General features: G+C 39.6%; 22 protein-coding genes. 6 read left to right on the top strand and 16 right to left on the bottom strand.

All coding sequences use genetic code 11. The annotated features are described in order from the left end of the window. Positions 1-13 precede the first annotated feature (13 nt). The 3 genes from J4N25_RS03420 to J4N25_RS03410 form a co-directional block, all read right to left on the bottom strand. Positions 14-346, bottom strand: a complete 333-nt coding sequence (locus J4N25_RS03420) for a DUF4377 domain-containing protein (RefSeq protein ID WP_207420745.1) — start codon at positions 344-346, stop codon at positions 14-16. A gap of 244 nt (positions 347-590) precedes the next feature. Continuing rightward, positions 591-1,508, bottom strand: a complete 918-nt coding sequence (locus tag J4N25_RS03415) for a helix-turn-helix domain-containing protein (protein ID WP_207420744.1) — start codon at positions 1,506-1,508, stop codon at positions 591-593. 83 nt (positions 1,509-1,591) lie between these two features. Continuing rightward, a complete protein-coding gene (locus J4N25_RS03410; RefSeq protein WP_207420743.1) occupies positions 1,592-2,359 on the bottom strand; it encodes an SDR family NAD(P)-dependent oxidoreductase in 768 nt (255 codons plus the stop codon). Positions 2,360-2,617: 258 nt separating this feature from the next. Between J4N25_RS03410 and J4N25_RS03405 the strand changes: the two genes are divergently transcribed. Further along, positions 2,618-2,998, top strand: coding sequence for a hypothetical protein (locus tag J4N25_RS03405; RefSeq protein WP_207420742.1), 381 nt, complete (start codon positions 2,618-2,620; stop codon positions 2,996-2,998). 128 nt (positions 2,999-3,126) lie between these two features. Here J4N25_RS03405 and J4N25_RS03400 read toward each other — a convergent pair whose 3' ends face one another. Then, complete coding sequence (locus tag J4N25_RS03400) at positions 3,127-4,581, bottom strand: serine hydrolase domain-containing protein (RefSeq protein ID WP_207420741.1); 1,455 nt, start codon at positions 4,579-4,581, stop codon at positions 3,127-3,129. Between the two features lie 392 nt (positions 4,582-4,973). On the opposite strand from J4N25_RS03400, the gene J4N25_RS03395 reads away from it, so the two are divergent. The 4 genes from J4N25_RS03395 (at position 4,974) to J4N25_RS03380 (ending at position 10,547) form a co-directional block, all read left to right on the top strand. Further along, positions 4,974-5,312, top strand: a complete 339-nt coding sequence (locus tag J4N25_RS03395; protein WP_207420740.1) for a nuclear transport factor 2 family protein — start codon at positions 4,974-4,976, stop codon at positions 5,310-5,312. Between the two features lie 179 nt (positions 5,313-5,491). After that, a complete protein-coding gene (locus J4N25_RS03390; protein WP_207420739.1) occupies positions 5,492-6,730 on the top strand; it encodes a hypothetical protein in 1,239 nt (412 codons plus the stop codon). A gap of 253 nt (positions 6,731-6,983) precedes the next feature. Continuing rightward, the gene (locus J4N25_RS03385) at positions 6,984-7,775 is read left to right on the top strand and encodes a hypothetical protein (RefSeq protein ID WP_207420738.1); all 792 of its coding nucleotides are present in this window, start codon (positions 6,984-6,986) and stop codon (positions 7,773-7,775) included. A gap of 6 nt (positions 7,776-7,781) precedes the next feature. Beyond that, the gene (locus tag J4N25_RS03380; RefSeq protein WP_207420737.1) at positions 7,782-10,547 is read left to right on the top strand and encodes a TonB-dependent receptor; all 2,766 of its coding nucleotides are present in this window, start codon (positions 7,782-7,784) and stop codon (positions 10,545-10,547) included. Positions 10,548-11,221: 674 nt separating this feature from the next. Here J4N25_RS03380 and J4N25_RS03375 read toward each other — a convergent pair. The 8 genes from J4N25_RS03375 to J4N25_RS03340 all read right to left on the bottom strand — a co-directional run bounded on the left by J4N25_RS03375 (position 11,222) and on the right by J4N25_RS03340 (position 21,106). After that, a complete protein-coding gene (locus tag J4N25_RS03375; RefSeq protein WP_207420736.1) occupies positions 11,222-11,560 on the bottom strand; it encodes a hypothetical protein in 339 nt (112 codons plus the stop codon). Between the two features lie 324 nt (positions 11,561-11,884). After that, positions 11,885-14,347, bottom strand: coding sequence for a glycoside hydrolase family 2 TIM barrel-domain containing protein (locus J4N25_RS03370; protein WP_207420735.1), 2,463 nt, complete (start codon positions 14,345-14,347; stop codon positions 11,885-11,887). Positions 14,348-14,507: 160 nt separating this feature from the next. Further along, on the bottom strand, positions 14,508-15,374 hold the full coding sequence (locus J4N25_RS03365; RefSeq protein ID WP_207420734.1) for a hypothetical protein: 867 nt from the start codon (positions 15,372-15,374) through the stop codon (positions 14,508-14,510). A 67-nt stretch (positions 15,375-15,441) separates the two neighbouring features. Further along, positions 15,442-17,370 (bottom strand): outer membrane beta-barrel family protein, encoded by a 1,929-nt coding sequence (locus J4N25_RS03360; RefSeq protein ID WP_207420733.1) that lies wholly within the window; start codon positions 17,368-17,370, stop codon positions 15,442-15,444. Positions 17,371-17,513: 143 nt separating this feature from the next. Next, on the bottom strand, positions 17,514-17,828 hold the full coding sequence (locus J4N25_RS03355) for a carboxypeptidase regulatory-like domain-containing protein (RefSeq protein ID WP_207420732.1): 315 nt from the start codon (positions 17,826-17,828) through the stop codon (positions 17,514-17,516). Between the two features lie 145 nt (positions 17,829-17,973). Then, positions 17,974-19,326, bottom strand: a complete 1,353-nt coding sequence (locus J4N25_RS03350) for a S41 family peptidase (protein ID WP_207420731.1) — start codon at positions 19,324-19,326, stop codon at positions 17,974-17,976. 84 nt (positions 19,327-19,410) lie between these two features. Then, the gene (locus J4N25_RS03345; protein ID WP_207420730.1) at positions 19,411-20,739 is read right to left on the bottom strand and encodes a M56 family metallopeptidase; all 1,329 of its coding nucleotides are present in this window, start codon (positions 20,737-20,739) and stop codon (positions 19,411-19,413) included. A 4-nt stretch (positions 20,740-20,743) separates the two neighbouring features. After that, complete coding sequence (locus J4N25_RS03340) at positions 20,744-21,106, bottom strand: BlaI/MecI/CopY family transcriptional regulator (RefSeq protein ID WP_207420729.1); 363 nt, start codon at positions 21,104-21,106, stop codon at positions 20,744-20,746. Between the two features lie 341 nt (positions 21,107-21,447). Here J4N25_RS03340 and J4N25_RS03335 point away from each other — a divergent pair, with 341 nt between their 5' ends. Then, complete coding sequence (locus tag J4N25_RS03335; protein ID WP_207420728.1) at positions 21,448-21,867, top strand: helix-turn-helix domain-containing protein; 420 nt, start codon at positions 21,448-21,450, stop codon at positions 21,865-21,867. Between the two features lie 67 nt (positions 21,868-21,934). Here the strand turns inward: J4N25_RS03335 and J4N25_RS03330 are convergent, their stop codons facing one another. The 4 genes from J4N25_RS03330 to J4N25_RS03315 form a co-directional block, all read right to left on the bottom strand. Further along, positions 21,935-22,186, bottom strand: coding sequence for a hypothetical protein (locus tag J4N25_RS03330; RefSeq protein WP_207420727.1), 252 nt, complete (start codon positions 22,184-22,186; stop codon positions 21,935-21,937). Continuing rightward, positions 22,183-22,476 carry a hypothetical protein gene (locus J4N25_RS03325; RefSeq protein WP_207420726.1) on the bottom strand — a complete coding sequence of 98 codons (294 nt, stop codon included), beginning with the start codon at positions 22,474-22,476 and terminating at the stop codon, positions 22,183-22,185. The genes J4N25_RS03330 and J4N25_RS03325 overlap by 4 nt, the downstream gene beginning before the upstream one ends. A 159-nt stretch (positions 22,477-22,635) precedes the next feature. Continuing rightward, positions 22,636-23,082: a DUF5675 family protein gene (locus J4N25_RS03320; protein ID WP_207420725.1), complete on the bottom strand. Its 447-nt coding sequence runs from the start codon at positions 23,080-23,082 to the stop codon at positions 22,636-22,638. 59 nt (positions 23,083-23,141) lie between these two features. Next, positions 23,142-23,789, bottom strand: coding sequence for a DUF6266 family protein (locus J4N25_RS03315; protein WP_207420724.1), 648 nt, complete (start codon positions 23,787-23,789; stop codon positions 23,142-23,144). Positions 23,790-24,122 lie beyond the last annotated feature (333 nt).

Below are 24,122 nucleotides of genomic sequence, written 5' to 3'. Positions count from 1 at the left end.
ATGAAAACTTAACTTATTTAGTGACCTTTGTTTTTGAGAGAATATTAACTAAAATATACCTAATGCTTGAGCCATCTGCCGGAGGGTTTTTCACCTGTTCCTTGTGCACTTGTAATCGATAAATGTAACCTTCCTCATATTGGAAACCTTCGATCCCTCCATAGAAATATTCCCACTCATCTTTTCCTATATCACCATCCATTTGAACCAACATGCAATTCATTTCATCTACTCCGTAGCATTTCTGAGTATAGGAGTTAACTTGCATAATCGTAATGGAAGGGTCTTTCTTGCAACCCAGTAACGATGTAGATAAAAGGGAAATAAACAGTAATAACTTTTTCATGATATAATTTTTTCAATTGTAGTGCTCCTGATGCCGCTTCTTTAATCGCATGTTAAGCAAATCTTAGCTTCTTTATTTACGTTTGAAGGTTCTCGCAACTTTCTTCAAAGTTACTAAATAAGAATTCAAACCCTCTTTGGCTTGTCCTACCATCATGTAAAAATCACCCATCTCATTAAAGAGCATCTAGCCTTTCCAATGTGAAAATATGCAGTAAGGTGCCTAAAGGTTACGCCGCATCGCCTTAATTAAATGAGGTTCTGAATTGCAAGGGAGATTGCCGTGTCATGTTTTTGAATAGCCTGCTGAAGGACTGTGAATGCTCGAACCCCAACTCATAAGCTATTTCGCTAACCGTCAATGTGGTAGTTGACAGTAGTTCTTTAGATTTTTCAATCAACTTCTCATGGATATGCTGTTGCGCCGTTAGTCCCGTAAGCGAACGCAGCATATCGCTCAAATAATTGGATGTATAGTTTAATTGCTCCGCCAGATATTGCACTGTCGGTAGACCTTGATGAACAGGATTTCCGCTTTCAAAGTAATCACCAAGTACTTCTTCCAATCTCTGAAGCAGATCGTTATTCGCGGACTGTCGCGTTAAAAACTGTCGCTTGTAAAAGCGCTTTGCATAACTCAACAGCAATTCAATTTGTGCGATAACCACCTCCTGACTGAAATCGTCTATCCGGCTGTTGAGCTCATCCTGAATAATGCCAAAGATAGAACTCACAGTCGCTCTTTCCTGCTCAGAAAGATGTAGAGCTTCGTTTGAGGCGTAGGAAAAGAAGCCGTATTGCTTGATCTTCGCTGCGAGCGGGAAACCATGGAGGAAATCCTGATGAAAGATCAGTGAGTAGCCCTCGTTTCCCTTGTAGATCTCTGTACTGCCAACTATTTGATTGGGAGCAGTAAATACCATGCTTCCCTCATCGAAATCGTAAAAGCCCTGACCATATCTGAATTTACCCCCTAACTTGTGAATGAAAGAAATCTTGTAAAGAGTAGTTACATAACTAACTGGCAGCCGGCTGAGGTTGGTCTTCTCTTTCCGCGTATCCAAAAAAGTGATCAGAGGATGAGACGGTCCGGGAATATCGAGAATTCGATGAATCTCATTTATAGATTCCAATTTGACAACTTTCGCTGTTGAGCTTTTCATAATTAAAGATAATAAGGATAACCGGAGACTGCCAGTCCCCGGTTATAAATTATGGATAAACTATTTTATAGTAGCAGAGAAGCTTACCAGGGTAGAGGACCTTCAGGACCAGTAAAGCCTCCTGTAGGGCCATCCGTCTCCAGGGCAACACGCACTGGTTCACGAGATCCTACCTCAAGACTATCGGTACCGTGGAAGTTGTTTAAAGCAGTGGCTGTATAACCAGGGCTGGTAGCATTCACCTTAATGTTTTCTTTTTCCAGCTCCAAAGCGAAAGCCAGGGTAACGGCATTAAGTGCTGTCTTAGAGGCAGCATACACAATACCGAAGTGTTCCCTTGCCCAGCAATCCGGGTCGGATATCCAGGTTAAGGATCCTAGGCCGCTGGAAACATTAACGATGCGGGCAGCAGAGGATTTGCGTAATAAGGGTAGTGCCGCTTGAGTTACCGCAATAACTCCGAATACGTTAGTTTCCCAAACCGTACGAACTTCATCCAGTGATACATTTACTGCCCGTCCTGTAGCCATTAATTCCTCCGGGCCTTTTGGAGATGTTCCTCCATGTGATATACCAGCGTTATTAACCAGTAGATCCAGGCGACCATATTCGTTTCCGATGCGTTCTACTGCTGCGCTGATGCTTTCTTGTTGCGTAACATCAATCTGAATTGCTTTAGCATTTTCACCGATCGCTGCGGCAGCCTTCTCCCCGTTTTCTATTTTCCGGGACCCTACATAAACAACGTATCCATTCGCTGCTAGGGCCTTCGCAATTTCATTGCCCACACCCTGGTTTGCACCCGTTACCAATGCAATTGGCTGTGTTGAAGATATTGTTTGATTTTCCATTTGAAGTTTGATTAACTATTATAAGCCAAAGGTCCTTAATGTTCCTTAGGCCTATGTAACCAAATCAAGGAGAGTTGTAACCGAAACAATCCTTCAATATGACTTTAAAGTTTCGGTCTAGCATATAGGTGTCATTTGATTGATAGGTGTTAAAGGTTTAGTATCCATGTTCTCTTTATTAGCATGTAAAACTAACTGTTTTTGTAGCATTATAAATACTTGTTACGTAATTTCAACTCGGAATATAATCCTTGAATTATGACAAATACTTTTCGCAATAAATGCTTCTTAGTCCTACCTGTAATAACTATTCTCGGCACCTTTTCTTGCCAGAAAAATGACCAAGTGGCCGCAGATTGTTATCAAGGTGTGATAATTGGCAAAATCAGGACTAACGGTGGAGGGGTAGCAGTGTCAGTGAATTCCCCCATTTTCGGCACTCATGAATGGAGAGACTACAAAAATGTTGTTGAAGCCCTTAATTTAAAATCGGGTTATAACGCCGGGACAAAGATTTACTTTAAGGCTAGGGCGGCAACAGATCAGGAAAAAATATATCCAATTACAGCCGATGGAGATGAATCAGCAAAGCCAATAATATATATCACATCGGCTTCCTCTGAGACATGTCCTGATTAAAGCGTCCTCTAAAATATCCTTGCGTGATATATTTGTTGCTATTCTTCTGGCTATTTTTATCATAAGATTCCTGCTCACTTAATTGCCTTACATCTTTTTATATCATAGCAGAAGTATTTTGCCCGGGACTAATTTTCTACTTCTTTTGTAGCTTCTAGCTCTTGCCCATTTTGAAATAAAACTAGTTTATTAACCACACCCCCGTCGTTCTTAAAAAATTTAATTCTTGCTGCCACTACTGTGTAAAAGGTCTCCAACTCAGACTCGGGGTAGATTTCCACTTTGGGCTGCCCGGTTAATTGAGCAAAGAGTTGTCCCTGCTCTGAAGTAATATTAAACTTTACATTGGGAGAAATCTTCAAGGAATACAGACCTTCAAGCATTTTTATTTGTTGAGGGCTCAGTACAATACTTTTTTTAAAAGGCATGACTTTGGGAATAGTAAAAGGCTGGTCAAATAAGATACCTTCAATCGCCTGAGCCAGAGGATAAATACTAAACACATTATACACATTTGCAAGGAGGATTATTGTTTTCTTCTTCTCTGGGTACCTGACTATAATACTCATATAACCCGGGTAGCCCCCGGTATGCATGTACCACTTCCCGGAAAACTTCCGTTCAGGCATTAAAAGCCAGCCAAAGCCATAGGGAAGCCCCATTAATTTTGCTGGTTTACCGTTATTAAGTAATGGAGGTTGATATGCGCTATCCTGGCCAGCTTTACTAATTAACTTGTCCGTGTATAATGCCTGATCCCATTTTAATAGGTCGCGGGCGGTACTACTAATACCATAAGGGCCAGCAACTCCATCAAAGTAGTACTGGTACCTATTGGCGGCAATTAAATCATTTATAACAAATTTCCCTTTTGCCGGATCATAAAGGTGGCCGTATGCATAATCTTTTATCTTAGGATTGGCAGCCCTTTGACCATATACTCTGGTATTTGACATTCCTATCGGGTTGAATATTTTACTTTTCAAATAATCTCCAAACCCGATTCCCGAGACCTTTTCTATAATTAGGGCTAATAATACATAGTTTGTATTTGAATAAGATAGTTGTTCGCCAGGCCTGAAGCTTAAAGGTTGAGGATCTTTAAGTATGGCGGTAAGAATATCGCTATTATAATTTATCCGATCAGTATTAACCCTCTTACTGTCCCAACCCAAGAATTCCGGGATACCGGAGGTGTGATTTAAAAGGTGGCGGATAGTGATACCGTGGTAGGGCAAGTCCGGGAAATATTTATTTAAGCTATCACTGTAAGAAAGTTGATTCTTTTCCTGCAATTGCATTATTGCCATTGCAGTAAACTGTTTAGAAACGGAGGCTAACTCAAACATGGTGTTTTTGGTGATAGGCTCCCTGGTTTCAAAGTTGGCATAGCCAATAGTCCTTTCATACACAGGGACCCCATTTTCCGCAATTAGAACAGAACCACTAAAAGCATGGTCTGAATTTATTGCATTAAACAACGAATCAAGCTTTTTTGGAGTCTGTGCACTTACTGGTAGGCCGTGTAAAAGTATTAAGAGGTAAAAAAGATTTTGAAAAATGCGAAAAGGTCTGATATCCATAATTTTTAATTCCTGTTAAAAGGTTTACCAATTTTACTGATTGCAAGCTGTGAGTTTCGTTATAGAAGGTCCGTAGGTAAAAAATAGTCTCCAATAAACCAGGTTATTAAAAAGACGATAAGGTTAAAAAGTCCCTGGTAGATTCTAGCTTTAATTCTTGTGTTCATATGGGTTGGCCTTGTTAAATGTAAAATATTTTCGAATAGATTCACAGACATTTTTAGCAAAGCTTATGGAACATCAACAATATTCCTATTTGGTATGTTATTCTAAATTGCTCTCTGACTTCAGGAAGATCAAAAGATTGTTATCCTGATAAATACATAAATATCGTCTCAAATTGGTAACACTGATTAATTAGGAGAACTTTCAATTAGTATAACATTAAAAAAATGACTAACAGAGAAATATTAGAAAAAGCAAATCAGGCTTTTAGCAAAGGAGATTACGAAGAATTCTTAACCTATTGTACGGAAGATACAACATGGACATACGTAGGGGAGCGTACCCTGACAGGAAAAGATAAAGTACGCGAATATCTTTCAGCGGCATACGAGGAATCGACATTCGAGATCGAAAGGTATATTGAGGAAGGGGATTCTCTGGTTGCCATGGGCTGGATTAAACTAAAGGATAATGAGGGGAAGATTCTCAACTATTCGGTATGTGATGTTTGGAGGTTCCGGGACGGCAAAATGGCGGAGTTAAAGGCTTTTGTTATTAGGGACTAAGTAACGCCAGGAGCTTTTTGTAGGCCGGCAGGAGTTAAGGAAAGGGGATTTGGCACTTTTGAGAAAGAACAGCCTTAACTTGCAGCACTTAATAGGAAGATGTAATTTAAAACTTCCATTTATACTCTATTAATTCCCATTGATGTAAAAATTTATAGATTTAAGGGTAATTATTAGAGATGCCACAACCTACACCAAACCCCTGGAATAAAATAGAAAGAGTTAGCTTCCGGTTTTCTTTTATCTTCTTATGCTCCTTCGTATTTATACATAATCCGGTATTGCCATTAGCCGGTTTTATGGGTAAGGTGTTAGATAGAGCAGTGATATGGTTATCTAACTCTGTGTTAGAGTTAAATTATATCATTCCGACAATCCGGCGTGGTGGTAGTGGGGATACCCTATACCATTATATAACACTGTTACTAATTTTAATAATTTCAATACTGGGAGCAACGTTTTGGAGCTGGCTAGACAGAAAGAAGAAACAATACTTCAACTTACATTACTGGCTTCTAGCCATTGTAAGGTATTATTTGGCTCTCACTTTCATTCATTATGGTCTAGTAAAAGTTATCAAACTGCAATTTTCGTCACCAGATTTGACACGACTTTTAACTCCTTATGGAGATTCTTCACCGATGGGATTAGCCTGGACCTTTTTTGGGTTCTCAGATGGCTACAACATTTTCATCGGAATCTGTGAGCTATTTGCGGCTTTATTGTTCTTTCGAAGAACAGCAACTCTTGGTGCTTTAATATGTATAGCTGTTTCTGCTAATATAATGGCAATCAATTATTTCTTCGATGTGCCAGTAAAAATATTATCGACCATGCTCTTCGTAATGAGTCTCTTCCTGTTGGTACCTAATTTTAAACAACTTTTTAAATTCTTTTTAAGTAATGAAGCTGTTCAGCTGAAAGAGATAGAAAGGCCATTATTAAGCAAAAAATGGGTGAATACCTCCATTGCTATATTTAAATATTTGATAATAATTGCTCCTATCACATTTTTGATTTTTTCCAATATTAATCAAAGAAAGCATTATGGTGACGGTGCCCCGAAGTTGCCTTTATACGGAGTCTATAAAGTAGAGTCTTTTGAATCAGAGCGTCCGGTAACTAAATGGGAAGAGCTGGCCATACAGCGTAGCGAGCATTCAATTATCAGGATGTTGGGTGAAAAGCTCGAATTCTGTAATATGACAGTTGATACCTCCAAACATGAACTAACCATTGCATTCAAAGATGATCCCGTCACCTTCCATCGCTTTAAATATACCTTAAGAGACCCGGATAATTTGGATTTGCATGGTATTTACTTTGACCAAAGCTTGAAAGTAAAGTTGGTGAAACAACATTTTCAATTGGTGGAAAGATCATTTAATTGGGTGAGTGAAGAGCCTTATAACCGGTAATAGGAAATTGCAACTTAATGTATTATTGCTAAATTAGATCATCCATTTACGTTTAACCTAAATGATAAACTACTAACCTTAATTATGATATATAACACTTGTCCTGTTTCGAAAAAAGCACCAGTTTAGTTTCTTCAAATTGAGCTCTACTTACTGCCATTGAAGTCTGGGAAATGATTATTTGCCGAAGAAATACCAGTCAACAAAAGCAGGCTTTAAAAATGCGTCCGTTCTTAACCAATTAAATCAACTTATGAAACTTACATTAACGTCAATAATACTATTATTTGTTTCCCTGGCCAATGGGCAAAAATTGCCTAAAGTACAGGAAAAAGGACTTTGGGTTCCCAATAACATAAAAATAGATGGGAAGGCAGCTGAGTGGAAAACATTTCAAGCATTCAATCCGAGCACTCAGATTTACTACACGCTAGCAAATGATCAGGAGAACCTTTATTTCGTTGTCAAATCCACTAACCTTGGAATAACAAGCAAGATTTTAAGAGGAGGAATAACTTTAAATCTTAAATCCTTACCTAATAACCCGAGTGTATCATTTCCTAAGCAAGATAACGAGGGACTGAAATTTCTTCTAGCTATGACTTCTGAAGTTAAAGATGACAAAACCGGATTACAGCATGATGAAAAGAAGAAGGACTCGGTTATGTTTACTTTAAATAGGAAAGGGATTGATAGGTTGAAGGAAATACAGGTAGCGGGTTTAAAGGATATGCCGGATACGGTAATTTCTGTTTATAATGATTTGGGAATTCTGTGTCGAAGTTTATTTGATGAAAATTCAAACTATGTGTATGAGATGTCTGTCCCGTTGCAACTATTAAATATCCCACCTTCTGGGCATCCAAAGTTTTCGTATGATATTAAGTTAAACGGGGTAATCTCTAAAACTTTACGAAGTATGCCTAATCCTGATGCCATAATCGGAGGGAAAGGTGCAGGGGGAATTGATTTAAAGTCGGCCTCTAGTACTACATCTTGCTCCGGAAGCTACACACTTCTGCGTAATAAAGACGGCAATAAGTAATACCTGATGAAATTTGCAGAGCACATTTTTCTCCAATTGATGCGATTTGCCATGTTCGCTTTATTGCTGAATTGTGTAAAAACGGTTAATGGTCAACCCAGTCCATCCTATCAAAGAGAGGTAAGTGGCATTGTAAAGGATTCTGTAGATGATGCTGTGGTTGGAGCAATTGTGGTTTTGAAAACAGAGAGGGACTCGTTGAAACTTTCAACGAACAATCAGGGTGTTTTTATTTTCAGGGGTGTTTCTGCAGGCCAATTCATACTTTCAGTTAGAAGTATAGGTTATAGGACTTTTAATAAAAGATATCTTTATAATGACAATACCAAACAGATAATTCTGAATCCTATAATTCTTCGCAACTCCACAACAATGCTTTCTGAAGTGCAAATAAAGAGTTCTGCACTTGTTCTTTATAAAGGTGATACAACCGAGTACCGGGCATCCGATTATAAGGTGAAACCAAATGCTTACATAGAGGATCTGCTAAAAAAAATGGACGGTATAGAGGTATCCAAAAATGGATCGGTTTCACATCAGGGAGTGCCAGTGCAAAAGGCCAGGCTAAACGGGCAAAATTATGCAGGAGGAAATATAGCAAATGCCATTAGAACCTTGCCAGCCGAAATTGTTGAAAAAATCCAAATGATCGACGAGTATGGAGAACAAGCGGAGCAAACGGGAATAAAGGACAAGGAGCCTGAACGGGTGTTAAACATTGTTACCAGGAGGGATAAGTCGGTCGGAAATAGGCTGCAAACAGATGTAGCTGGTGGAAATAAAGAAAGATATGATGGACAACTTAATTTCACACGCCTAAATCTTAATGAACAAATTGTGTCCTCAGCCGGTCTAAACAAGTCTATTTCTGGAATAACAGCAAGTGCTGGTGATATTTCTGCAATCAATCAGCACCAATTTCCGGGAAGCGGTACCAGTAATGCTTTTAAAGGTTCTTTAGGATATTCGGATCGACCTAATCAAAGGTTAAGATATAGTTTTACGTATACAGCAGACAATAGGAGAGTTGATCAGTTGAGTAGCAGCTTCACTAACGAGTACAACCAAAGATTTGGGCAAGTACTGATTGAAAATAATACTATTGCAAAAACAGAAAACGCAATTCATGCTTTAAATACGGAGTTGAAGTGGAATATAGACAGCGCTAATTATATCTCATTTTCACCATTCTTCAGTTATACTGATAATAATTCCTTTAATTCAGTAAGTGCTATTCAAATGGGGGGAATCAGACAAAATGCAGAGACGGGTTATTCTGGTGATGGTTCTACCCCGAATTATGGATTTTCTTCAGTGTATGCTCATAGCTTCCACAAACGAGGAAGAGCAATTTCAGCAAGCTTATCATTTAGAAGTGTAGATGCAGACAGACAAAGAGATACTGATAATGAATATATTTTCTACGACGCTTTGTCGGGTAATTTTTTAAAGGATTCTGTTGCCAGCTTCCTAAGTAATTTCACAAACTCAACTACAACATACAACGCAGGTTTTACCTTTTCGGAACCCCTGACCACTTATTCTAAAATCGAGTTTAACTCTCAGATTAATGCGAGGATCTATTCGAATAGACAGCTGATAGATCAGGAAGTTGATGGAGTAACGGTACGGTCGGACTCCTTAAGCAGGATTTTTAATTATTCCTTTTTGGAGCAACGTTACTCTCTAAATTATCGTTATATAAAAGGCAAGTACAACCTTTCTTTAGGAGTTACAGGCTTACCCACCTTACTACAAGGACGGTCTGAATCACTCGCTACCAAGACCAGAAGAACTACAATGAACTTCGTCCCTTTGTTCAGGTCCGAATATCAATGGTCTAAGCTTAAGGTATTAAGTGTTAATTATTACGGAACATTGAGGGAACCAGGATTTGAACAAATTCAAAGTGTGCCCGATGTAAGTAACCCTCAAAATATCATTATCGGAAATCCTCGCCTGAAGCCGGAGTTCCGGCACTCTGTTAATACGAGGTTTAGCACTTATCTTGCTAATTCCAGGATAAATATTACCCTTGACGGTCGAGTCAATATTGTTAATGACAAGATTGTCCGCGATATTATTGAAGTGGATCAAAGCAGAGGGAGGCGGCGTACCTATTTTGAGAATAGAGGAAGAGATCTTTATTCGTCACTATATTACGATATATCAAAACAGTTTAGAAATACTAATTATAAAATTAAGTTAAGTGGGAGAGGAGATTATTCAAAGAGCCCCTCACTGCTTAACAACAATTTGAATTTTACAGAGGTAACAGGACTAACGCAAAACATTGGATGCGAATTAAATCCGGTAGACTGGCTGGAATTGTTCCCCGGCTTCAGGTATAGTTCTCAACGGATAGATTTAAGTGCAGGAAATGATGATTATAGAACCCGTATATTAGGTCTTACAACCTCTGGTAGAGTTGACTTTGCTTCTGGTTTTTTTCTGAAGTTCGATGCAAGTAAGAGTTATATTAAGGGCTTGCAAACCAATGCTAATAAGAATCCATTTATTATCAATTCTTCTATATCGAAAGAGTTTTTTAATAGAAGGGGAACAGTTAAAATAGAAACTTACGACCTGCTAAATCAGAATAATTTCGTCCTTCGTAGAGTGAATATTAACTCAATTACGGATTACAGGAGCAATATTTCAAGCCGGTACTTTATGTTTGGTTTAACCTATCGTTTGCAAAAGTGGACTCCTGCTCCAACTAAGAATGGTAAGGAATTAAACAGAAGGGGCGACGGAAGTTTTATAAACTAGGAACAGGTTAATATATGCGATCCCTTCAAAAGCTGTTCAAAAATGTAGACATTTATTCCTAAGTTAGTGGTGCAATGACTCTTTCCAAACTTTTTAGACTTAAAGCCTTAATCTGTAAAAGAATTTGAAAGTCCACTTTAACGGTGGTTAAAGTGAACTCCTTAAAATAGGAGATAATAAGGAACTGTTCTCATTGTAACTCGATTTGGGTTAATGTTATATGTTTGATAGTAACTCCCGATGGATTCATGGAAGGTTGACACAGAGATCTAACTTTTCCAGAAAATTTTACTTTTAATGTTGTTTCTCCGGTGCTACTTTTTAAGTTTCTCATCTCCGAAGTTAAAAGAGATTCATTACAAATGATATAGGAAAAGCTGATTCCTTGGGCTGGAATCTCACCCACCCAATATTGATCATTATAAAAAGTGTCAGCTGGGTCCAATTGCTTTTTGTAAGACAATTTACCCGTTACTTGACCAATTTCTGCGGTAACTTCAGTATCACATCCGCAAGCTACATTCTCCTTCTTTTCACAGGCTGAATTAGTGAAAGTAATTAGTAAGAGGAGAATCCAAAAGGAGACAGGCGGACTCACAAAATTTCTGTAAGAGATCATGAAAGTAACAATGTGATAGTAAAGGCAACTAGTAATTTTCCTCATATATTTTGGTTTAATTTTCAGACACTTCGTAAACAATCACCTGCTCCGGCGCTATGATATTGGTGGTACAAATCATAAAGTCGTCGCTAGTGCCAACCTCCCTAATCTTGAATTTTATAGCCTTTCCGATTGACTTGTATTTGCTTGGAAGAGTAAGTGTGGCTACGGAGTCCAATTTCTCATCATCAAGCACATCAATTACGTATGGAATCCCAGTTGGTCCAGTACAGCTTACTAGTTCCGCCCTTACTGTTCCAAAGTATGTTTTCGAATTAGCCTCTTTTTTACAAGCAGTTGTTGAAATAGCAAGTAGAGGTAATGACAGTGAAAAGGTTAAATATTTTTTCATTTTTTGATGATAAGTAAAAGTTAAAATATCCGGTACGTCCTAACAGATGCAAAGAATTTGCAGAACAAGGATAATTACCGTTTAAGTATTTAATTTAAAATTCAGGTTAAAAAACTGTGATAATAAACGTACGTTAAACTTCCATTTTAACGTTCGTTTTCTGCTCTCCATTTCAAGGCCAGGGATACAAACTGCCTAACTACCCATATAACTATTTATAGAAATATAAATAGCGACCGAGGCTCTCGGAACATTAGCAGTCTGGTAAAGTGTTGTACTCCTACATAGGAATTTGTGTGAACATCAGCATTCAATACAGGATGTTTAATTCACGCTGATTTTTAACCTACTAGAGTTTAACCGTTGTGATTTAACTTTTAAAGATACATTTCCTTTTTCATACCCAGATTTGAGTATAACCATCGCCCGGCCATTAAATAATTTTGGTTGTAAAGAATTGAAACTTTCCATGTCATTTGGTGCGGCGTTACCAGAAGCAACGATCTTCCCTGACTTTCCGGTTAATGAGATGTTAACTTTTCTACCCGACTCCAATACAACGTTACCGTTCTGATCTACAAGTTCAATGAGCACATAAGAAAGCGACTGCCCATCCGGCAACAGGTTTTTTCGATCGGCTGATAATCTTAATATTCTTTTCGCTCCTGGTGTAGCCAGTATAATGGAATCGCCTGCTACACCATTAATATCTTCAACTGCTTTGAGTGTTCCCGGATAATAAGGAATGTTGAAGGTTGCTTTATAGATGCTGTCTGTTTTCTGTTCAGCCAAAAACTTATCATTAAGGAACAACTTGATTTTTGGCGCTCTGGAATATACATTTACAGAGACCTTTTTGTCGATATATTCTGGAAAATTCCACGCCAAGGTTTCTTCTGGCCAGCCCCAAAAGCTAACTTTTCTAATCTTTCCTGGTTGGGCAGGCAATTCTACTCCCATCGTAATATTTCGCCGTTTCCAAACTACATCCCGATAGTAGGACTGAGGCTTTTTAATACCTAGCAAATCAATATCACCGCACCAGGCATTGTACCATGGCCAATCCTGAAAAAAGTGCAGGTTTTCCGAAGGATCGACTTCGATCGAGCTACCCAAACCGGATTCGCCCAAGTAGTCCATTGCCGTCCAAATGAAATCACCTATTACATAAGGTAATTTTTCTACTTTATTCCAGTTAGATACCGCTTCGGTAGCTACACTTTCAGTGCCCATCATAACCCTGTTAGGAAATCTGGCGTGATCACGCTCATACAAAGGCCACATGTAATTGTAGCCCGCCACATCGAGGGAAAGAAACGCATTGTCGATCGGAACTCTGTTTTTACGTTCTTTATCCCACTGGTTGTTTACGCCAGCAGTGATGGCCCTCGTTGTATCGTATTTCAGCACTTCTTTTCTGAGGTAAGCTGCAATTTCCACACCTCTGTCAGTAAGCCTTTCATATATTTCATTACCAATACTCCACATAATGACGGAAGGTTTATTGCGATCCCTTAGCACCAGCGATCTGATGTCTCTCGCACTCCATTCTTTAAAGTACTGATGGTAGTCGTCGGGATTTTTCTTCTTCTCCCATTGATCAAAAGCTTCATTTACTACTAGCATTCCCAAACGATCACAGGCTTGCATAAAACTTTCTGACATAGGGTTATGAGATCGCACAGCTATGAATCCATTGGCTTTTAGAAGCTGGATCTTCCTTTCTTCAGCCCGGTCATAAGCTGCAGCACCTAGTATGCCGTTGTCGTGATGGATGCATCCCCCTTTCAAATCCAGAGACTGACCATTAATTTGAAACCCTTTGTCGACGGAATAAGCAATTGTACGAATACCAAAAGGTAAGGTAACGATATCCTGAACGCCGTTTTTATTGGTTAACGTCAACTTCAAGGTATAAAGGGATGGAGTTGTCACATTCCACAGTAGGGGACTAGTTACCGTGAAATCAAAAGCCATTGCTGTAGTATCGTTGGCGGCGTAAGGAACAGGTCTGTGTTCCTTACCAACAACTTTCCCTCCGGGACTGATGAGCTCTGCATCAACCATTAGATCTTTATCAGACTTGGCTTGGATAACCGTTGTGTTTATATTCAGCCTTGCTTTGTCATTAAGTAGGGAGGTAGTCTGAACAGAACTAAGCCAGTCATCTATATACGAGTGACCAGTCTTGATCAGATATACGTGCCTGTAAATGCCCGATCCTGCATACCATCTGGAGTTTTTTCCTTTATTAACTACTTTTATTGCAATTACATTTTTTTCTCCGGCCGCATTACAATATGGCGTAATGTCAAAGCGGAAGGTACTGTAACCATACATGTTCTCCCAAGCTTTTTTTCCGTTTATCCATATTTCTGATTGGTTGTATATACCTTCAAAATACAACTCATGCCTTTTCCCAGCGTCAGTTGGAGCTATCGTGAATGTTTTTCGATACCATCCTTCACCTCCCAGTGTCTGGCCAGTTGCAGCACCACCTGGGCTCTCTTTGCTGAATGGACCTATCGTTTTACCAGGAACCTGATTTTTGATTGGCTCGATGCTCCAATCGTGAGGAAGATCCACGGAGCGCCAGTCTCGGTCATCAAATTCAAACGTTTTTGCCTGTTCTGAAACACCGAGATAAAACCTCCACCCGCTGTCAAAAAGTTGTTTCCTGTCATCGGCACGCGTAACTGCGGAGAATAACAGTATCATGATGAATAGAGATAGCTTAAGAATACGAGATGTGTAAACTGAATAATCGAAGGAAAAAGACTTAAACATTAAGGTTTCTGTAAAACGAAAAAATAAAAGTAGGACTTAGCTATTAACATTTCAGTAAAAGAGCCGTTACAATAGAGATACAAAAGTCTGGATTACGGACGAAAAAAGCAATTTGATGTCAGCTGCATTAAGTAACTGTAACTCTAATACTACGCTTACGCTAAAAGTCTTTCTTATCTCGCTTACTTTTAAACCTCACCTTTGACCTTGAAGTTAATTCGATCGCTGCTTCATGGACATACTCTTTAAGACTTGAATAATAATGACCTTCCAATTGCATTAAAGAGACATACTCAGGCCTTAGCCCACTTGATTTTGCTGCCAAGAGGGTATTTGGGGGTATTGCATCAAAACCTATAGCATTGAACCCTTGAATATAATCAGGCCAAATATCAAGCGCCTTCATCTTAACTAAAATTTGGGGTGGAATAAATTGATAGCCAAGAGGTTTGAAACCATTGCCGTAACCAGGTCTGGCGCCCACAGCTTTTAATGCAATTACATTTTGAAAGGATAAAGAGTCATATCCATAGCTGCTCCAGGATCTTATATACGAGACTGTTATGCTATGTGAAGCCAGGGCCAGAAGCTCATGCTTTGTATGCACGTAACCCAGCTTGAAAAGTTCTCGGGCCTCAACAAGTTGCAGGTTGAATAGATAGAACATTAAATAATCCTGTAATTCAAGAGAAGTATAACCCAGAGACCAGAGAAAAGACTCTAAATCCCTGGAAGGATTGAATTGGAAAAAACCGGCGCCCTCGTTGCCGTCAAATCTACCGTTAAACGTCATCGTTCCGGCATCTTTAGCTATCCCAACATCTCGGCCCAAAGAGAGCAGATCAGAAAAATCCTGTCTCTTGAAAGTATAATAAGAGCTGAAAATCCCGTTGCTATAGAGTACCTTCACTTGAAGGGAATCCCCTTTGAGAGAGCCTATCCACCTGCCATCTGGCTGTATCTTAATGGCGAACGACGTCTTTATCAGTAATAGTAAAAATAGTGTGGTTAGAAATTGTTTTATCATGGTTTGGAGGTTAAACAATACTATAAAGGGTATGATGAAAGAAGGGTGATTCTTGCGATTCTGTCTTTTAATTTCCGTCTGATGAAGACTCTTTTTTTACATCATCATTATTTACTCCCCGCTTAGACTTTCTAATGCTTTCTTTAAGCTTGCCAAATCGGTAGATGTAATAAAACAGGAATCCGCGAGTGTAGTTCCGGTTATCATTGCGCTGAGTGAATAATGGGGAACTTACTTCATTAACTACATTCCGATATTTAAGAAACGGGTTCTTGAAATTTAGTCCGAGTGTCCCCTTTTTATTAAACATCTCCTTGCTAAGGTTTAGCGAATGAGAAATATAGCCACTTGTTTCTCCTTGTACTTTGATAAAGGGACTGGCAAAATTGAGGGATGAGCTTGCTCTCCAGTCCTTCTTGAAGTTATAGGAGTAATTGGAACCTAAAAAGCCTTGAATACCGTCATGTTTAAAGCTTGTGCTAGCGGAGTTACCTTCGAAACTGAGGTATTTAACATTGCCGCTGACACTAACATTGAACTTTTTGGTGACCGGATATTTATAGTTGAAGTTAATCCCGAAATTATCATACTTGCCAATATTATTAAATGTTGTAACGGAAATAGAATCAGGCCGGAGGAAAACTACATTTTGAATGGTGTTATTAGCAAAAGCATAGCTTAAGGACAACAAGGCATTCGCCTTTTTAAAGCGGTTATAACTAATCTCAAAACTGTGGCTCAGAGCTGCTTTCAGATCTGGATTTCCATAGTTGTAATTTAAGGGATTGTTTTTATTGATGAAAGGGTTTAATTGGCCAATGCCGGGACGTTCGATCCGTTGCGTATAACCCCAGGTAATACTGCTGATATTAAACTTACGTTGGAAAGAAAAGGAGGGGATAATATTTGTGTAATTTGATGCAAAGTCCCCTGTTGCTATGAAGTTTGCATCAACGTCAGTACGTTCCACTCGCACTCCAGCTTTAATTCCCCAATTTTTGAGTTTCAATTGGTAGGAATTATAAAAACCGAGCACGTTCTGGATATACCTGAAATTGTTGTTCTGGCTTTGACCCGAAGCTTCCAGATTGCTGTAATTATTCCTGGTAATATATTTCAGGCCTCCTTCTACAGTTAATTTCTTAAAAGGATGAAAGTAGTCAAGTTGTAGGGTTTGCTCCCTGGTTCCCGACTCATTTCGTTGGAGCATATCTGAAAGATTTCCTCCTGTAAACCTGTTGTCTACAGTACCATCAAACACTGTTTCAACATATTTATAGGAAGCAGTGAGCAGCCTGTCCTTATTGTTCTTAAATCCCTTCTGATAATTAGCTCCCCAATCGAGCGCATTGAAATCATTAGTGCTGTTATTTTGTAGAAGGTAAGTTGTTCCTTCGATTCCCTGTGCGTTGAAAAATTGAAAGTTCTGCTCCCCACTCTGTCTGCTATCTTCCGAGTTATAACCAATGGAAGCTGTTAACAAGTTTAACGAGTCAACTTCATAGGTAAACTCGGTGTTGTAGAAGAAAACATTTCCAGTTTTGTCTGAAGCCCCTCTTTGTATTTGTTGGAACGGCTGAGGTTCTGTACTGGTACGACTGTTGGCAAAGCTGGTAGCCGGACTATTGGTAATGTACCTATCAGCATAACCGAACATCCCGAACTTGCCTTGCTTTAGCCCAAGGTTAATCCAGGCACCATCCGCATAAAGGTTATTATGAAATATTCCGACAAGACCGTTGTAGCCGTTAGCCGGTTTCTTTGTAATAATATTGATGATGCCTCCTACACCCTCACTTTCATATTTAGCAGACGGCATGGTAATTACTTCTACTTTTAACACATTTGAGGCTTGAATGCTTCTTAAAGCATCTTTTGGGCTTCTCGCAGTGAGGCCGGATGGTTTACCATTAATCAAGATCTTAAAGTTAGTATTCCCTTTCAATTGCACATTATCGTCAGCATCAACAGAAAGTAAAGGGATTTTGCTAACCATATCCAACATATTTTGGCCCTTGCTGTCGGGGTCGGACTCCATATCGTAGGTGATCTTGTCAATATCCTGCGTGATCAGGTTTTTCTTACCTGTAACAATTACGTCTTTTAGTGCCCTGCTAACAGGACTTATTTTAAGAAATCCTAGATTAATGAGAGCGGCTGCGTATCGGTTATCTCAAATGACAATAATTTAGATCGATACCCGACAAATCCAGCAATAAGAAGGAATTTTCCTGCAGGTATTCCCGAAAGTTCCACAACACCAAGTTCATTTGCAGTTGTGGTTTTGACAACTTCTGAACCTGACTTTAAGGATATTGACGCATAACCAACAGGTTTGGAGTCTACCGAGTCAATAATAGTAGCGCGGATTGAACGAGTTTTTGTCTGTATCTGTGCTGAGAGCGGATTAAGAAAAAAAGTGAATAAGAATAGGATTAGATGATGCTTTTTCATTCATGATAAAATTTGGTATTACAAATATAGGACGTCTTCGATTAAGGAAAGAGCATGATTGCTTAGGTTGAAATTTAGTCCCAGCAGACAAGCTCTTCCGATATTTTTAAATGTCTTTCTTATGCTATCAGTATATCTAAGGTTATCAGCGAAAGCGCCAATCAATTTTTGACTTTTCTCTAACGTGTCCACCCATAAATATAAATTTAAGAACAAGGCCTTTTCTAACATTCTCCTCGAATTCTATATGAATGTTTTCATCCCACACGAAAGACTTGTTGTTTATTGGAATGAGTTTATTAATATCACCATCCATTTCGCCATTCTTTAAATGCAATGCTCCATCGATCAAAAACACTTCTGAACCACCTTCATATTTTCCACAGTATTTTTTCAGTAGACTAATTTCTGGTTGATTTACATGGGAGGCTTTTAGGTGGTCTATTTGCCATAGTATTGTTGCTTTTTCTCTGTCACTTAAAGTCTTAGAAAGTTCTGCTTGATAAATAAGTTCTTGTGCTTTTATCAAAGCGTCTCCGCCCAAACTCGCTACATCCGGGATTACTCCTGTTAGCTCCCAGTTTTTTCCAGAATAAGGATTGACTGAATCGGCATAAGGAATTTCAGCAACGAAGCCTTCTTTTAAAGCGAAAGCACGTGTTAAGTGACCTCCGCCTGCAGTGGTGTCACCCACAACCTTGGCACGGTTAAGCTGTTGGAGGTCATAGCTCATAGCCTCCGCTCCAGAAAAGGTGCGTTTACCCGTTAAAATGAAAAGCGGCATGGAAAGAGTAAGACCTCCGGTAATAGCGGGATTGGTAAATATTTTCTTTATTTTATTAGAGCTCCCGTCCTGAAAATTATTGATATGAGTAGAGTCCTTAAAAAAATAGCTTTCTACTAAATTAACCATCTTCGGATTTCCTCCTCCATTAGATCTAAGGTCCAAAATGAGCGCTTTAGTATTTTCTATAAATCTAAAGGCTGCATTAACAGTAGGCCTGGCATCTTCGATCCGATTGACAAAAAAGCCATTAATGCGGACATAACCTATATTTCTTGGCAGGATACGCACATCTGTAAACATGAAGTTCTGCTCCTTAAGAGAAACTAGCTCTCTATTTCGATTTTCGGCTTTTTCTGCTTCTGTTTTTTCTTTACCTGGCTGAAAAAAATCAGGATCGTAAGAAACGTAAAGATGCTTATCAGGATAAACACTCTTTAAATCTTTTTCTAGTTCTGCTGCAAGTTTGGTATGACTTGTTATTGTATCATAAGTTGATAGTTGAGACTTAAGCTTCCTGGCCATTTTAGTGCCTACTTCCGGTATGACATAGTGCTGCTGAAGCTCTAGAATTAACGAAGATACTACAGCTTCTACAGGAAGCTTTTTCTGGGCCGGCTTTACAGGTTTCTGTCCTAAGACTTCATAAGTTGTTTGAGCCTTAGCTACATTGGTCACCAAGAGGGACGAGAAGACTAATAATAAGACTTTCATATCAAAAATTTGAGCATGAGGTTAGTATGGAGATTGGTTTTCAGCCCCTTAATATTGTGAAGATGTTATATTAAAGATTAAAAGTTATGGGTTTGGGATATACCGTCTCACTTTTTGCCAGGGATCTACTGGGTAAGCGCTAACATGGAGCACGCCATCAGCTCCCATCTTCAGAGCCATTCCTTCTGTGTACCTCTTTTCTACCGGCTTAATTTTATTCACTTTGGTCCAATGGTCTTTTCCAAAAGCCACGAACTCGGTAATCTTGCCCTCGAAATTTTTTTTGAAGCTTATTTGAATATCTTTCTTTTCATTTGTAAAATTCCCTTCGTCCTGCTTTTCGAAGTAGATCTTCTCGTTGTTCCACAGAGTCTTCATTACAAGCTGTTCGTCTTTCATTAGTATCTCAATAAAACTACCTCTGTCCTCGACAAATTCATAATAGCCCAGATATTCGCCTAGCTCATGATTATGGATCAGGTTCCTTTTGTATAACTTTTGGAAGGCTGCTAATTCAAAAGGCATCGCTTGTAAGTATATAAAGAGAATAGCTGGCAGGAAAATGACGTACTTAAAGAGCTTCAATTTAGGTCCCGGCTTTTCATTGATTTTTTCGATTCGCATGCCCGGTTTAGATTTGAAAAGATTTGCAAGTGGATAGCTGGTCTGATTTATGTAAGGCATCAAAATACACCATTGGTATTTTTTTTTGTCGAACCCGCGTTCGAGTACTTCTCTATCTGCCAGAAATTCCAGGTTAAGCCGTGCAGTGTCTTTGAGCACTTTCAGTATTGGATTACACCATAAGATTGTGGCTGCAAGTTCAATAAAAATTACGTCGAGACTGTGCCATTGATTAACGTGCGCCTTCTCGTGCGCTAGAATCAGCTTAAAGTGTTCTTTATTATGTTTGGCGCGACTGATTACTATATGGCTGAAGAAGGAGAATGCAGCGGTATCATCTAAGGGATCATGATACTTGACCCCATACTCAACCTTTGAGTCGCTATTTTTTATTAAGTATAAAACACTCCATATCTGGTCTAAAAACCTTTTCAGCAATAACCAGCATGGCAATAAGTAAAGGATCACCAGAGTGTTAACGAAGAAGGAAAGCATGTCAATACTCGTGTCATCCGGCAGCTTTGCTATCTCTTTTCCCTTTAACTGCTCAGCTAACGCCTTCGTACTAAGCGTGCTATCAAACAGACCTTGAACGTGATGCGAAAGCGGCAGCTTCTCTGTAGAGATCTCCGGTAAGAGCGGGAGAGAAAATCCCAGAACCAATACTGCCAGCAGTATCAGTCGGTTGAGACCCAGGAATTGTTCCTTTCTAACCGTGAAATGAAAAATGGTATAGAATAATGTGATGCAGAGGTGCACCTTCAAGATATAGATTGCTAACGCTTCCATACGCTTACTTTTCTTTTCCTTCTATCATTCGGATAACCTCCTTCAGCTCATCTACCGAGATCTCATCTTCTTCAGCGAAGAATGTAACTACTTCTTTGATAGAGCCACCAAACAACCCTGAAAGCAGGGGGCGGATATATGTTTGTGTATAGTCCTTCTTTGTGATAGTTGCATAATACCTGTAAGTACTACCAAAATCCTCATACTTGAGAAAGCCTTTATCCACTAAGCGCTTTAACATAGTAGAGATAGTGTTTATATGTGGTTTGGGGTCTGGCATTTCCTCCCGAACATCTTTAGCAAAGGCCTTGTCAAGTTTCCAAACAGCTTGCATAACGCCTTCTTCCTTATCGCTAAGTCTCTTCATAATACAGAGGTACAACTAATTTTGTAATTATACAACTACAATTGTAGTTTTTTCTTTACTACCAATTTTTTTCTTGAAGGATCTCTTATTCTCACCAAGGAGTCTATTTTTCTTACATGGCCATCAATTTTTGGTATTTTTATCTCTCCAGCCGCTCTTAAATTGACATATTTTCCTTATATTTAATGTAAATTATTCATTGTAATTAATTAGAATATAAAGAGTTATGAGTCTGTGATATCCTGCAATTGTATGTGATGTTTCCCTTCTTTTGCGATCCCCCGGTCGGTTAATTTCAATTTCTTTTATTTATTAAACCTATTTAAACCCACAAAATCTTCATGAAAAGAAAGAAGTCTAGACAGAGTCCTGCGTTAAGCATAAGGACTAAGAAACGAATTATCAGAGTTTGCAAGGCCTTAGACGCCCTGGAAGAGAATTCAGCAGATATTGTTGAAGGCCTCGTTGCGATCTTTGGTACGCTGAAACAGCAGAAAGAGCAAGGTGAGCAATTAGATAGCGAAGTACGGACAGTTATGTTAAATAAGAAGAAGCAACAGGAGTTTCGTGAGAGCTGGTTGGACAGGCAGGAGGTGATGCAACTGATGCCTATAAGTGATCGTAGTCTTTACGACCTCACTAAAACGGGAGGGTTGCCTTCTTATACCTTTAAAGGAAAATTGTTCTTTAAACTCTCGGATGTTGAAGCGCTAATGAAAAGGAGAGGTGGCGATGAAGGGGATGGTAGAATAGCGGTTTGATTTTGTAAATTTAGATAAGACAAAAATGTCCGGGGTGAATCTCCCGGACATTTTTGCTTTTGAGACATTATTGGAGATTGTCTCCTTGCGGCTCAGTGACCTCTTCTTTTTCTACCGCAGTACTGGAAACCGCCGTAGCTACCAAGCCTGCTGTTACCAGGTAACCTGCTGCCGTAGTAATGGCTGCAGGTAGCGAGATAGGAGCGGAGAGCAGTGCTGTACCGATGGCTCCCAGGAGTATTCCTATTTTGCGAATCTTTTTAAAGAAGGGTGGTGTTGGGGACTTTATGCGGGTTGTAAGGGATTTAAATGTTTTCATGTTTTTTGGGGTGTAAGTGGTGGATGGATGGCCTGTTCCTCAAAATGCTTCAATAAATATACTTCCAGTTGCTCCAGGCGCTTTTCGTGGAAGTTGATGCGCTCGAATATTCTTACGCTTTCGGCGTTCATGTTGGCCTTGATCACTTCGGTGCTGGTGATGATCTCGCTGAGGTTTTGTTCTACCTTGCGGAAATCGCTATGCAGCTGCCGCACAAAAAAGGCGATGACTGAAAATAGCAGCGACAGTATGGCCCCTAAAATCAGATTGCTGTTGACTATACTTTCCATTTTTTTTAAATGAGTGAGTGAGTGAATGAAGGAATGAATGAGTGAATGAATGAATGAGAGAATGATGGATTGAATGAATGAGTGAATGAGTGAATGAGAGAATGATGGATTGAATGAATAAATAAAATTTTTACTTAACCTGTTACTTTAGGTAAACTACTATATTCTGTTTTCTACTAATACCTCATTAAATCCTGCTTTAACCTCTTTTGCCAATACTTCATACACTTGCTGGTAGGCGAATGTCGACTGCATCACCTGGTAATTACCTTTAACTAGATTCCAGTAATGTCCTGTTAAGGGACAGCCGGCTGTATCAGCAGTGTAATTACCTATGTGAAGGAAAACCAGGGAGAAGTTGGGTATTCCTTGTATCTCCAACATTCCCTGATGTATTGCGGGGAAGGAGAGTTTGTATCTGGCATTCATTCCGGCGGTCTTGTTAAAACCCAGCTTGTACTTGCCTTCGGGAATACAGGTTTTGCCTGGTATCTTCTCTTCGCGGATGCTGTCTTCCAGCAGGTAACAGAGAAAGAGGTCGTTTAAATAGAGGTGACTTAAGGTACTGTTCTTCCCCTTAGCCATTCGAATGATCCTTATTGCCATTAGCTTTGATCATTTGGTGATTTAAGGATGGGCTCCCTGTTCCCAGGAAGCCCAATTCCTTAGGCAGTTACTGTTATTCGGCCTCCGTAGTACGTACGGGTCACTTCTTTACCATTGGCTGAAGCCATGAATAAATAGGTTTCTACCTCCTTGCCATCCCATTCCGCAGGAAGGGTCATGCTCAAGGATTCATTCTCACGAGTGGCCTCGCTAAGAGTATACTCTGCTTCATCTAACTCAGGGCAGAAGGCCAGGGTGAATACATTATCCGTTTTCAAGGATTTCCCTTTGCCTGAATTGTCCGTCCAGCTAAAATCTACCTTCAACTCTGCTGCAGCTGCTACAGCCAGGTTAGTTGGCAAGAGTAATACACCACTGCTCAAGCTCAGGGCAGGGAAATCGACCAAAAACTGGGGATAGTTTCCCGTGATCGCATTCTTGATGTTTTCAGACAAAGCTACGTTGTAGGCAGTTGCCTTTTTGGCCTGATTCTTATAACCTACATCCAGTAATGGGCGCAGAGGAGCCAGGAAGTCGGTCATCAGCGCAAAGCGATGCTGTTGTTCTACCTGGGCCTGGGTAGGCACCCTGTTCTTGTTGATCTTTGGCAGGCTCTTCAGGTAGTCAATCCCGCGCCAGCTGCTTCCTACTACATTACCGATCTTTCCGTAAAAGTTTCCAAAAATTCCATTGCTAAATTTTCCCATGATGTTAAAAAATTAAACGTTAAACAATCTGCTAATTGGCCTCAATTACCGGTAATCTTCGAAAGCCTGAGACAAAAGTAGGGAGGGTTTTTGGTGTTTTTAGCACTCCTGGAGGCCTTTGCGGCGTTTTGCGGGGATATGCGGGTTTTTGCGGAGAATTGCGGAAGGATTGGTACTTTCTTCGGGAAGTGTTCGGGAAAAGGGGGTACTTTGTTCGGAAAATTGGGGGGCCTTTCCGAACCTGTCTCGAACCTGTCCCGAAGCAGACCCTACTTTGGTTCGGCTGAAAACATCTGCACAGTGACGACATGATCTTTTTTATCGATACGCCCG

Source organism: Desertivirga brevis, from assembly GCF_017355835.1.
The sequence above is the reverse complement of the archived record's forward strand: the minus strand, read 5'-3'. Positions and strand labels throughout refer to the sequence as shown.

Bases quoted from the DNA above. Each gene is read 5' to 3' on its own strand.
- J4N25_RS03420 (WP_207420745.1), bottom strand. From the start codon at position 346: ATGAAAAAGTTATTACTGTTTATTTCCCTTTTATCTACATCGTTACTG.
- J4N25_RS03415 (WP_207420744.1), bottom strand. From the start codon at position 1,508: ATGAAAAGCTCAACAGCGAAAGTTGTCAAATTGGAATCTATAAATGAG.
- J4N25_RS03410 (WP_207420743.1), bottom strand. From the start codon at position 2,359: ATGGAAAATCAAACAATATCTTCAACACAGCCAATTGCATTGGTAACG.
- J4N25_RS03405 (WP_207420742.1), top strand. From the start codon at position 2,618: ATGACAAATACTTTTCGCAATAAATGCTTCTTAGTCCTACCTGTAATA.
- J4N25_RS03400 (WP_207420741.1), bottom strand. From the start codon at position 4,581: ATGGATATCAGACCTTTTCGCATTTTTCAAAATCTTTTTTACCTCTTA.
- J4N25_RS03395 (WP_207420740.1), top strand. From the start codon at position 4,974: ATGACTAACAGAGAAATATTAGAAAAAGCAAATCAGGCTTTTAGCAAA.
- J4N25_RS03390 (WP_207420739.1), top strand. From the start codon at position 5,492: ATGCCACAACCTACACCAAACCCCTGGAATAAAATAGAAAGAGTTAGC.
- J4N25_RS03385 (WP_207420738.1), top strand. From the start codon at position 6,984: ATGAAACTTACATTAACGTCAATAATACTATTATTTGTTTCCCTGGCC.
- J4N25_RS03380 (WP_207420737.1), top strand. From the start codon at position 7,782: ATGAAATTTGCAGAGCACATTTTTCTCCAATTGATGCGATTTGCCATG.
- J4N25_RS03375 (WP_207420736.1), bottom strand. From the start codon at position 11,560: ATGAAAAAATATTTAACCTTTTCACTGTCATTACCTCTACTTGCTATT.
- J4N25_RS03370 (WP_207420735.1), bottom strand. From the start codon at position 14,347: ATGTTTAAGTCTTTTTCCTTCGATTATTCAGTTTACACATCTCGTATT.
- J4N25_RS03365 (WP_207420734.1), bottom strand. From the start codon at position 15,374: ATGATAAAACAATTTCTAACCACACTATTTTTACTATTACTGATAAAG.
- J4N25_RS03360 (WP_207420733.1), bottom strand. From the start codon at position 17,370: ATGGTTAGCAAAATCCCTTTACTTTCTGTTGATGCTGACGATAATGTG.
- J4N25_RS03355 (WP_207420732.1), bottom strand. From the start codon at position 17,828: ATGAAAAAGCATCATCTAATCCTATTCTTATTCACTTTTTTTCTTAAT.
- J4N25_RS03350 (WP_207420731.1), bottom strand. From the start codon at position 19,326: ATGAAAGTCTTATTATTAGTCTTCTCGTCCCTCTTGGTGACCAATGTA.
- J4N25_RS03345 (WP_207420730.1), bottom strand. From the start codon at position 20,739: ATGGAAGCGTTAGCAATCTATATCTTGAAGGTGCACCTCTGCATCACA.
- J4N25_RS03340 (WP_207420729.1), bottom strand. From the start codon at position 21,106: ATGAAGAGACTTAGCGATAAGGAAGAAGGCGTTATGCAAGCTGTTTGG.
- J4N25_RS03335 (WP_207420728.1), top strand. From the start codon at position 21,448: ATGAAAAGAAAGAAGTCTAGACAGAGTCCTGCGTTAAGCATAAGGACT.
- J4N25_RS03330 (WP_207420727.1), bottom strand. From the start codon at position 22,186: ATGAAAACATTTAAATCCCTTACAACCCGCATAAAGTCCCCAACACCA.
- J4N25_RS03325 (WP_207420726.1), bottom strand. From the start codon at position 22,476: ATGGAAAGTATAGTCAACAGCAATCTGATTTTAGGGGCCATACTGTCG.
- J4N25_RS03320 (WP_207420725.1), bottom strand. From the start codon at position 23,082: ATGGCAATAAGGATCATTCGAATGGCTAAGGGGAAGAACAGTACCTTA.
- J4N25_RS03315 (WP_207420724.1), bottom strand. From the start codon at position 23,789: ATGGGAAAATTTAGCAATGGAATTTTTGGAAACTTTTACGGAAAGATC.